The organism is Actinoplanes rectilineatus (assembly GCF_000962825.1).
Taxonomy (GTDB): domain Bacteria; phylum Actinomycetota; class Actinomycetes; order Mycobacteriales; family Micromonosporaceae; genus Actinoplanes; species Actinoplanes rectilineatus.
This window is the reverse complement of sequence record NZ_JZKF01000038.1, coordinates 76,507-85,878: the sequence shown is the minus strand read 5'-3', so window position 1 is coordinate 85,878 and position 9,372 is coordinate 76,507. Positions and strand designations below refer to the sequence as shown.

The following is a 9,372-nucleotide window of genomic DNA, read 5'->3' as shown; positions in this document are numbered from 1 at the left end:
GGTGGCAGGAACACCCCCGGCACCCGGCACCCGGCACCCGGCACCCGGCTCCCGGCACCCGGCACCCGGCACCCGGCACCCGGCACCCGGCACCCGGCACCCGGCACCCGGCACGTTGCTCATCGTTTGCAAAGTCCAGCGCCCCGGCAGGCCAGCACCCCGGCAGGCCAGCACCCCGGCACGTTGCCGTTATTGCCCGCATCGTCCGGTGGCTGTGTGTGGGGCTTTGGTGGACGGGGAGGGCCGGGCGGAGCGACGGGTGATGTTGGTGGCGGGGGCTGCCGGGTGCGGTGGAGCGGGGTGTGGGTCAGCCTCCGGCGAAGGGAGGGAGCACGTCGACGGTGGCCTCGGCGGGGAGGGGGGCGGTTCGGTCGTGGCAGGCGAGGCCGTCGACCAGGAAGCTGGCTGCCTTCAGGACCAGGGCCAGGCGTTCGCCGTGGCGGTCGGACAGCAGCTGGGTCAAGGCGTCCAGGGTGGGGGCGTCGACGAGTTCGCTGGAGATGCCGTCGGCGGCGGCCCGGGCCCCGGCGAAGTAGCGGACGGTCGGCATCGGTCAGCCTCCGATGGCGGACATGGGGCGGGCGGGCTGCAAGAAGGTGGGGTCGTCGATGCCGTGGCCGGCTCGTTTGCCGCGCATGGCTACCTGCCACGCGTCGGCTATCTCGTTGTCGGGGGCGCCGTCGCGGAGGAGTTTGCGCAGGTCGCTCTCGTCGGTGGCGAAGAGGCAGTTGCGGATCTGGCCGTCGGCGGTCAGGCGGGTGCGGTCGCAGTCGCCGCAGAACGGGCGGGTGACGCTGGCGATCACGCCGACGCGGGCTGGTTCGCCGGCGGCGTCGACGTGGTGGGGGATCAGCCAGGTTTCGGCCGGTGCTGTTCCACGTGAAACATTGTCGGGACGGAGGTCGAACGGCTTGAGGGCGGCCAGGATCTCGTCGGCCGTGACCATCTCGGCCCGGGTCCACTGATGCTGGGCGTCGAGGGGCATCTGCTCGATGAAGCGCAGTTGGTAGCCGTGGTCGAGCGCGAACTGCAGCAGGGCGGCGGCCTCGTCGTCGTTGACCCCGCGCATCAGCACCGTGTTGATTTTGACCGGGGTCAGGCCGGCGTCGGCGGCGGCGCGCAGGCCGGCGAGCACGTCAGCGTGCCGGTCGCGGCGGGTCAGGGTGTGGAAGCGGGCCGGGTCGAGGGTGTCCAGGGAGACGTTGACCCGGTTGAGTCCGGCTTCCTTGAGCGCGCCGGCGACCCTGTCCAGGCCGATGCCGTTGGTGGTGACCGACAGCTGCGGGCGTGGGTCGAGCCGGGCCGCGGCGGCGACGATGCCGACCAGGCCGCGACGGATCAGCGGCTCGCCGCCGGTGAAGCGGACCTCGGTGACGCCCAGCTGCTCCACCGCGATCCGGACCAGGCGGTTGACCTCGTCGTCGGTGAGCTGCTGTGGCTGCGGCATCCAGGCTAGACCCTCGGCCGGCATGCAATAGGTGCAGCGGAGATTGCACCGATCCGTCAGGGAGACGCGGAGATCGGTGGCGATGCGGCCGAAGCGGTCGGCGAGCACAGTCACGGACGCCACCGGGCCGGTTCGGCTGATCTCCTCGAAACACTCACCGATCGAATCTATCCTCTCCCATGCCGCGGTGCCGACACGCATTTTTCGGCCTGTGGACAGCGACGAGCCCGGCGGGGACGACATCGATGCGGAAACTCACCGCAGCCCTGCCAGAAACCGGCCGGCTTTCTCCGCCGCGGCACGGACCTGATCGCGGTATCCGGCGCCGAACGCCGCGGTGTGCGCCAGGAGCAGATGCAGCTGGTGCAGAGCGACCCGATCCGCCCATCCGTCGTCGAGCGGCCACGCCTCCCGGTAGGCGGCCAGGATCCGGTCCTGATGCGGGACGCCGCCGAACATCGCCAGTGTCGCCAGGTCGGTCTCCCGGTGGCCGCCCTGCGCGGCGGGATCGACCAGCCAGCACCGGCCGTCGGCACCCCACATCAGGTTGCCCGGCCACAGGTCGCCGTGGATGCGGGCGGGCGCGGTGCTTTGCGCGTACCCCACAAGGGTGTTGATCATCTGCTCGATCAGCGTGACGTCACCGGCCGGGAGAGCACCGCGGTCCGCTGAGATGCGCAGGTAGGGAAGCAGGCGGCGGTTGCCGAACCAGGTGCCCCACGGGCCCTCGGAGGGGGTGTTGTCGAGCGGGAGCGGGCCGATGTATCCCGGCCAGGCGGCGCCGAGGGTGTCGGCGCCCGAGCGGTGCAGTGCCGCCAGGCCGCGTCCGAAGTCCTCGGCCGCCTTCGGGGTCGGCGTTCCCGATTCGATCCAGGTGGTGACGAGGAGATCCGGGAGGGCGGCGATCACTTCGGGGATCGGCACCGCGTCCGCTGACCGCAGCCAATCGAGGCCCGCAGCCTCGGCGGCGAAATAAGCAGCGACAGAGGAGGCATCGACAGAGGAGGCAGCGACAGAGGGAGCAGCGACAGAGGAGGCGGCGAAGGAGGCGGGCAGGGTCTTGGCGAACAGCGACGTGCCGTCGTCGAGCGTCAGACGGCGCACCGACCGGCCCACCGGGGTCTCCCGGATCCGTTGATGGGTGAGAAATGTCGGTAGGTGCTGGGGATGCGCGCGCAGGTACGCCATGTCCACGTGGTTATCTTGCTCTTCGGGTGACGGAAGTCCCTATTCAGAGGCAAAATGTCCGCATGGCCCCTGTCGCTGTGCGTTCTTACCGCCCGAGTGACCACTCCGCGGGCCGGCGTCTGTGGGCGGAACTCACCCGGCAGCACCACGAGATGTACGGCGGGGGCGACGACGACGGTGGCGCCGGTTTCGAGGAGTACCTGACGAGGCTGGACCTCTCCGGTCTCTGGGTCGCGGACCACGCGGACGACGGCGTGGTCGGCATGGTCGGGCTGATCATCCGGGGGCGGGCCGGTGAGGTCGACCCGGTGGTCGTCACCGTCACGCACCGGCACAAGGGTGTCGGGCGTCTGCTGCTGCAGCACGTCGCCGGGGAGGCCAAGCGGCGGAACATGACCGCCCTGACGATCTCCCCCGAGTCGCGCAACGTCGAGGCGATCCGCAGTCTGCACGCCGCCGGATACGACGTGGTGTCGTCGATCGAGCTGACCATGGACCTGGACCGGCACAGCAACGCCCGGCGCGAGGACAGCCTGCAACTCCACGAGCTGCCGTTCCGTTCGTGACCGCTGTGGACGACGAGCGTGTCGTCCACAGGCCGGAGATTCGGCACTCGCCGTGCACGGTCCCGCGGCGACGCTGCCCGCATGAGAACCGAACGCGCGCTGGCGCTCCGCACCCCGTCCGACCTCGTCGCCGCCCTGCCGTTCCTGCTGGGTTATCACCCCGCTGACGCCATGGTCGTGGTCGGGGTGACCGGCCTCAACCTCGATTTCGGTGCCTGTTACGACCTGACCGCGCCGGCGGCCACGACCCGCACGGCGGAGTTCGTCGAGGCCGTCGCGGTGCAGGGGTCGCAGACAGTGATCTTGATCGGTTACGGGCCGGCTGACCGGATCACCACGGCGATCGCGGTCCTCGGCGAGGCACTGCGGTCTGCCGGCCTGTTCGTGGAGGACGCGATCCGGGTGACCGGCGGGCGGTGGTGGTCCTACGTCTGCCGGGAGCCGCGCTGCTGCCCGCCGGAGGGCACACCGTGCCTGCCCGCCGACAGTGTGATCGCCGCCGAGGCCACCTACCGCGGGAGTGTGGCCCTGCCCAGCCGGCGTGACCTGGTGGCGCAGGTGTCCCGGCTGGACGGTCCGGTCCGGGTGGCGATGGTCGCGGCCACCGACCGGGCCCGGCAGCGGCTCACCGACCTGGCCGCCGCGGACCTCGGGGCCGGACGGCACGGGCGGATGATCCGGCAGGCCGGCCGGGACGCGATCCGGGCGGCCGAGCGGCGCTACCGGGACGGCGGCACGCTCGACCCGGACGAGACCGCCTGGCTGGGCATGCTGCTCGTCGACGTCCGGACCGAGGATTTCGCGCTGGACCGGTGCGACGGTGAGGACTGGCGGATCCGGCTCTGGACCGACGTGTTGCGCCGGGTCGAACCGGTCTATGTGCCCGGCCCGGCCTGCCTGCTGGCGTACGCCGCCTGGCGGTCCGGCCACGGCGCGCTGGCCCGGGTCGCGCTGGACCGCGGGCTCGCCGAGAATCCGGACCACCGCCTGGCGTCGATGCTGCACGAACTGCTCGGGTTCGCGGTGCCGCCCCGCATGCTGATCTCCACCGAGGTCCGTGCCCGGCCGCGGCGGCCGCGCCGGAGACGAACCGGTCAGGGGCGGTCGGTCTCCTGACGGACGGTCTCCGCGCCCTGCTCCGCCGCCGACCGCAGCGTCGCCGACGGGGTCGGGTTGTCGGCGACCCTGGTCAGGCCGGGCACCCGGTCCTCGATCACGAAGGTGGCCCGGGTGTGCGCCGTCGCACCCGGGGTGGTCACGTACGGCAGGACCACGAAGTCCGCGGTCAGCGCGTCACCGGTGATCCGCGTCCGGACGTACCCGCGCTGGTTGTTGTAGAACCGCAGGTGCGGGTTCCATGCCGACCAGCTGTGGTTGCCGCTCGCCACGTCGGCGCCGTCGCCCCCGGAGGTGATCGACGAGCAGACCAGTTCGGTGCCGACCGTCCGTGACGTCGGGTCGTCGTAGTCAAGCTTGAGGTCGTCGGCCCAGTGGGCGTGCACGTCGCCGGTGAGCACCACCGGGTTGCGGACCCCGGCGTCCACCCAGCCGCGGGTGATCCGGTCCCGGGAGCCCTGATAGCCGTCCCAGGAGTCCATGCTGAGCACCTTCTGCGGCCCGGCGTTGTTGTCCCGCTGCCCGAAGAAGACCTGCTGGCCGAGGACGTCCCAGCGGGCGGTCGACCGGCGGAACCCGTCGAGCAGCCACTTCTCCTGCTCGGGGCCGGTAATGCTGCGGGCCGGGTCGGACGCCGCCGGGCAGTCCCTGTATCCGTCGCCGCAGCCCTGGTCGTCGCGGAACTGCCGGGTGTCGAGCATGTGGAAGGTGGCCAGCCTGCCCCAGTGCAGCCGGCGGTACAACTGCATGTCGATGCCCCGCGGGATGGAGGTGCGGCGCAGCGGCATGTTCTCGTAGTACGCCTGGAACGCGGCGGCCCGGCGGGTACGGAAATCCGGGTCGGGCTGTTCCGGCACCTCGCCGGCCCAGTTGTTCTCCACCTCGTGGTCGTCGAAGACCACCGCCCATGGGGCGACCGCGTGTGCCGCCTGCAGGTCCGGGTCGGCCTTGTACTGGGCGTGCCGCTGGCGGTAGTTCGCCAGCGTGACGGTCTCCGGCCCTTCGTGGTCGCGCGGATTGCCGCCGGGGACGGTGTACGTGTCCGGCGCGTACTCGTACTGGTAGTCGCCCAGGTGCAGGATCAGGTCCGGTTCGTCTTCGGCCAGCCGCCGGTACGCGGTGAAGTACCCGTGTTCGTACTGGGAGCAGGAGACGAATGCCATCGCCAGCGGCCCGCCGGACGCCGAGCGGGCCGGTGCGGTGCGGGTCCGGCCGGCCGGGGAGGTGTAGCCCTCGGCCCGGAACCGGTAGAAGTACTCCCGTCCCGCGGAGAGCCCGTCCAACTCCACGTGCACGCTGTGGGCCCGGCTCGCCCGGGCGGCGGCCGTGCCTTTGCGGATCACTTTGCGGAACCGTTCGTCGGCGGCGAGTTCCCAGTGCACCGTGACGTCACGGGCGGGCATGCCGCCGAGCCCGTCCTCGGCGAGCGGGGTGACGGCGAGCCGGGTCCAGAGCACGAATCCGTCCGGTGCCGGGTCGCCGGACGCGACGCCGAGGGTGAACGGGTCGGTGCGTAAGGGCCCGCGGTGGGGCGCCGCGAAGGCGCCCGACGGCCAGACGACGGCGGCTCCGGCGGCGGAGCTCAGCAGCAGGGTACGACGCGAGACAGACATGTTCGCAGCCTCGCGGCCATGGATGACGGCAAATATGCCGTAGCGGAAATACGATGTGGTCAGAACGTGACGCGTTGCGCCCCAGCGTAGATGTTCATGCGCGGCTCGCGGAGGAACCCGACCAGTGTCATCCCCGCCTCGTCGGCGAGTTCCACCGCGAGAGTGCTCGGCGCCGAAACGGCTGCGAGCAGCGGAACCCCGGCCATCCACGCCTTCTGCGTCAACTCGAAGCTGGCCCGCCCGGAGACCAGCAGGACGTGCCCGGCCAGCGGCAGCCGGCCCTCCTTCAGCGCCCAGCCGAGGACCTTGTCGACCGCGTTGTGCCGTCCCACGTCCTCGCGCAGCACCAGCAGCTCGCCCTCGGCGGTGAACAGGCCGGCCGCGTGCAGCCCGCCGGTGCGGTCGAAGGTGCGCTGTGCCGCCCGCAGCTTGCCGGGCAGCTCGACCAGGGTCTGCGCGGCGACCCGCATCGGGTCGGGCGTGACGTCGAACAGCGACTTGGTGCGGACCGCGTCGATGCTGGCCTTGCCGCAGACCCCGCAGGCGCTGGTGGTGTAGAAGTTGCGGCTCGGGTCGGTCACCGGCGGCGGCACGTGCGGGTCGAGGACGATGTCCACCACGTTGTACGTGTTCGGCGTGTCCGTACCGGCGCAGAGCTGGGCGGTCACGATGTCACCGGACTTGCCGATCACGCCCTCGCCGAGCAGGAACCCCATGGCCAGATCGATGTCGTCGCCCGGGGTGCGCATGGTGACCGCGAGCGGCTTCTTGCCGACCCGGATCTCCAGCGGCTCCTCGGCGGCGAGTTCGTCCTGCCGGCGGCGGGACCCCGGCGACGCGCTCAGATCGACGGTGACCACGGACCGGCGTGTCGTCTTCCTCCCCATGGGCGGAGCTTACGGCGCGGATACGGAGACGGCGAGCACGTCTTACTGAGCGCGCGGTCACGCTCGACAGCCGGGCGGGATACGGTACTCGGGTGGGGGGATTCGCGGCGGTGGTGCTGGCCGGTGGTGCGGCTCGGCGCATGGGTGGTGCCGACAAGCCGAACCTGGCTGTTGCCGGCCAGCCGATGCTGACCCGGGTCCTGGCCGCTGTGCACGATGCTGATCCACGCGTCGTCGTCGGCCGGGTGCCCGATGACCTGCCTGTTCCGGTGCACGTCACGCGGGAGGAGCCGCCCGGCGGCGGCCCGGTGGCGGCGGCCGCGGCAGGCCTCGCCCTGGTGCCCGAGACCATCGCGTTCACCGCGCTGCTCGCGGCCGACCTGCCGCTGCTGACCGGCGAGGCGATCGACGTGCTGCGTCTCACGATGGAGTCGGCGCCGATGACCGGTGCGGTCTACCGTGACGCTGACGGACACCTGCAGATGCTGTGCGGCGTGTGGCGGACGAAACCGCTGCGTGAGGCCCTGGTCCGGCTGGCGCACGACCGCGGCAGCCTGCACGGCGCCTCGATGCGCGAGTTGCTCTCCCACCTGCGGGTCGCCGAGGTGTCCTGGCGGCGACCGGGGCCACCGCCCTGGTTCGACTGCGACACCGACGACGACCTGCGGACCGCTGAGGAGTGGGCGCGATGAGTGACCTGGACGCCTGGGTGGCCGAGGCGGGCGCGGCGCTCGGGGTGCGACCCGACGAGGTGCCGACGACCGAGCTGCTCGACATGGCCCGTGATGTGGCCCACAACGTTCTGCGGCCGGGGGCTCCGGTCACGGCGTACCTCATCGGTGTGGCCGTGGGACGCGGCGCGGACCCGGCGGCGGCCGCTGCCACGATCAGCGAGCTGGCGTTGAGATGGCCCGATCGCACCCGGTGAAAATTCGCGGCGCCGCTCGATAGGGTGACGGGAACGGAGGTGCGATCATGACGGCAGAAGGCGCCACGGGCGACGCCTATGAGGGCGGCCTGCTAGACGAACCGACCACGGCTGACCTGCGGGAGAAGGTGACGCAGGCCTGGCGCGAGTTCGCCACCGCACTGTCCGGCCTGCTCCCGGAGCTGCCGTCGGGCGGGCACGTCGACATCACCCTCGACCCGACTGCCTCCGGCACCGGCACCGCGATCTACTCGGTGAGCATCCGGGTGCTGGCGGACGGTGTCGTCGAGGCACTCGCGGTCGGCAACGCGGCGCTCCCGGCCGAGTTCCGGATGGACCGTGCGGCGGTCGCCGCGATGGTCGCGCTCGGCTGGTCCCCGCCCGGTGTGCTGGCCGACTCCGGCGATTCCTTCGGGGTGCGTGGTTCCCAGGACAAGGCGAGCCAGCTGGCCACCGTGGTCACCCGCACGTTGCGGGACGTCTACGGCGCTCCGCACCCGGCTTTCCTCGTCTATCTGGTGCACGACGAGGAGGACGAGCCGATCGAGACCGCTCCGCTGGGCACCGCCCGGCACGAGCCGAGCATCAGTGCCGGCATCAGCCTCGAGGACCTCGACGACGAGGCGGCCCTGGACGCCGCGCTCGAGGGTGTCACCGGCGACGTCGTCCCGCTCGACGACCGGGTCCGCACGGTGGTCGCCACCATGTCCAAGACGACCGTGGATCAGCTCCAGGTGGATGCGGACGGCGACATAGGCATCCGGGCCGGTTCGGCGATGGTCTTCGTCCGGGTGCGGGACAACCCGCCGCTGGTCGACGTCTTCTCGCCGATCCTGACCGACGTCGAGCCGACCGAGCAGCTCTATGTGAAGCTGTCCGAGCTGACCAACCGGATGCCGATCGGCCGGCTGTACTGCGCGCAGGACACGGTCTGGGCGTCGATCCCGGTGTTCGGCCGCAATTTCCAGGCGATCCACCTGATGCTCGCGGTGCAGGTGATGACCGGTCTCGCCGACGAACTCGACGATCGGCTGCACGGCGAGTTCGGCGGCAAGCGGTTCTTCGGTGAGGGCGACAAGCCGACTCCGGCCAAGGAGGCTCCGTCGAGCGACGAGCACCGGCCGGGCATGTACCTCTAGATCGGGATCGTGGTCGGCGTCTCCTGGAGGCGCGACAGCACCACCATGCTGCGGGTGGACGTCACGAACGGCTCCGCCCGCAGCTTCTCCAACGCCTGCTCGAGGTGGCCGATGTCGGCCGCCCGCAGGTGCACGAGCGCGTCCGCCTGACCGGAGACCGTGTAGGCGCCGATCACCTCCGGGTGCCGCCGGGCGGCCACCGCGATCTGCGCCGGTGTGGTCCGCCCGGTGCAGAACAGCTCGACGAACGCCTCCGTGGTCCAGCCCACCGCGGCCGGTTCGATGACGGCGGTGAATCCCTTGATGACGCCGGAGGATCGGAGCCGGTCGACGCGTCGTTTCACCGCCGGGGCGGACAGGGAGACCTTCGCGCCGATGTCGGCGTACGAAGAGCGGGCGTCGGCGACGAGCAACGCAATGATTCGCTGGTCAACGGCGTCGATCTGCAACGAATCCCCTCCGGGGAGCAAGACTTCGAGCTGTTTGCT

At 71.3% G+C, this 9,372-nt stretch carries 11 protein-coding genes; 5 read left to right on the top strand and 6 right to left on the bottom strand.

What is annotated here, in order from left to right; genetic code table 11:
* Positions 1 to 307: 307 nt before the first annotated feature.
* The 3 genes from WH85_RS26410 to WH85_RS26400 form a co-directional block, all read right to left on the bottom strand.
* Positions 308 to 550 (bottom strand): MoaD/ThiS family protein, encoded by a 243-nt coding sequence (locus WH85_RS26410; protein WP_045744691.1) that lies wholly within the window; start codon positions 548 to 550, stop codon positions 308 to 310.
* 3 nt (positions 551 to 553) lie between these two features.
* Positions 554 to 1,570 (bottom strand): GTP 3',8-cyclase MoaA, encoded by a 1,017-nt coding sequence (moaA, locus tag WH85_RS26405; protein ID WP_045744712.1) that lies wholly within the window; start codon positions 1,568 to 1,570, stop codon positions 554 to 556.
* Between the two features lie 132 nt (positions 1,571 to 1,702).
* On the bottom strand, positions 1,703 to 2,641 hold the full coding sequence (locus tag WH85_RS26400; RefSeq protein ID WP_045744690.1) for a fructosamine kinase family protein: 939 nt from the start codon (positions 2,639 to 2,641) through the stop codon (positions 1,703 to 1,705).
* A gap of 56 nt (positions 2,642 to 2,697) precedes the next feature.
* On the opposite strand from WH85_RS26400, the gene WH85_RS26395 reads away from it, so the two are divergent.
* Positions 2,698 to 3,201, top strand: coding sequence for a GNAT family N-acetyltransferase (locus WH85_RS26395; protein ID WP_045744689.1), 504 nt, complete (start codon positions 2,698 to 2,700; stop codon positions 3,199 to 3,201).
* Between the two features lie 81 nt (positions 3,202 to 3,282).
* Complete coding sequence (locus WH85_RS26390; RefSeq protein ID WP_045744688.1) at positions 3,283 to 4,317, top strand: DUF4192 domain-containing protein; 1,035 nt, start codon at positions 3,283 to 3,285, stop codon at positions 4,315 to 4,317.
* On the opposite strand, the gene WH85_RS26385 is transcribed toward WH85_RS26390, so the two are convergent.
* Positions 4,296 to 5,930, bottom strand: a complete 1,635-nt coding sequence (locus WH85_RS26385; RefSeq protein WP_045744687.1) for an alkaline phosphatase D family protein — start codon at positions 5,928 to 5,930, stop codon at positions 4,296 to 4,298. The two genes, WH85_RS26390 and WH85_RS26385, sit on opposite strands and share 22 nt — an antisense overlap.
* A 59-nt stretch (positions 5,931 to 5,989) precedes the next feature.
* Positions 5,990 to 6,817: a formate dehydrogenase accessory sulfurtransferase FdhD gene (gene fdhD / locus WH85_RS26380; protein ID WP_045744686.1), complete on the bottom strand. Its 828-nt coding sequence runs from the start codon at positions 6,815 to 6,817 to the stop codon at positions 5,990 to 5,992.
* A gap of 92 nt (positions 6,818 to 6,909) precedes the next feature.
* On the opposite strand from fdhD, the gene mobA reads away from it, so the two are divergent.
* Genes mobA through WH85_RS26365 form a run of 3 tightly spaced genes read left to right on the top strand, consistent with a single transcriptional unit; the run spans position 6,910 to position 8,884 of the window.
* On the top strand, positions 6,910 to 7,509 hold the full coding sequence (gene mobA / locus WH85_RS26375) for a molybdenum cofactor guanylyltransferase (protein ID WP_281179085.1): 600 nt from the start codon (positions 6,910 to 6,912) through the stop codon (positions 7,507 to 7,509).
* Positions 7,506 to 7,745 (top strand): DUF6457 domain-containing protein, encoded by a 240-nt coding sequence (locus WH85_RS26370; RefSeq protein ID WP_045744710.1) that lies wholly within the window; start codon positions 7,506 to 7,508, stop codon positions 7,743 to 7,745. The genes mobA and WH85_RS26370 overlap by 4 nt, the downstream gene beginning before the upstream one ends.
* 47 nt (positions 7,746 to 7,792) lie before the next feature.
* Positions 7,793 to 8,884: a T3SS (YopN, CesT) and YbjN peptide-binding chaperone 1 gene (locus WH85_RS26365; RefSeq protein WP_045744685.1), complete on the top strand. Its 1,092-nt coding sequence runs from the start codon at positions 7,793 to 7,795 to the stop codon at positions 8,882 to 8,884.
* Here the strand turns inward: WH85_RS26365 and WH85_RS26360 are convergent.
* Complete coding sequence (locus WH85_RS26360) at positions 8,881 to 9,333, bottom strand: Lrp/AsnC family transcriptional regulator (protein WP_045744684.1); 453 nt, start codon at positions 9,331 to 9,333, stop codon at positions 8,881 to 8,883. The genes WH85_RS26365 and WH85_RS26360 overlap by 4 nt on opposite strands.
* Between the last annotated feature and the right edge of the window lie 39 nt (positions 9,334 to 9,372).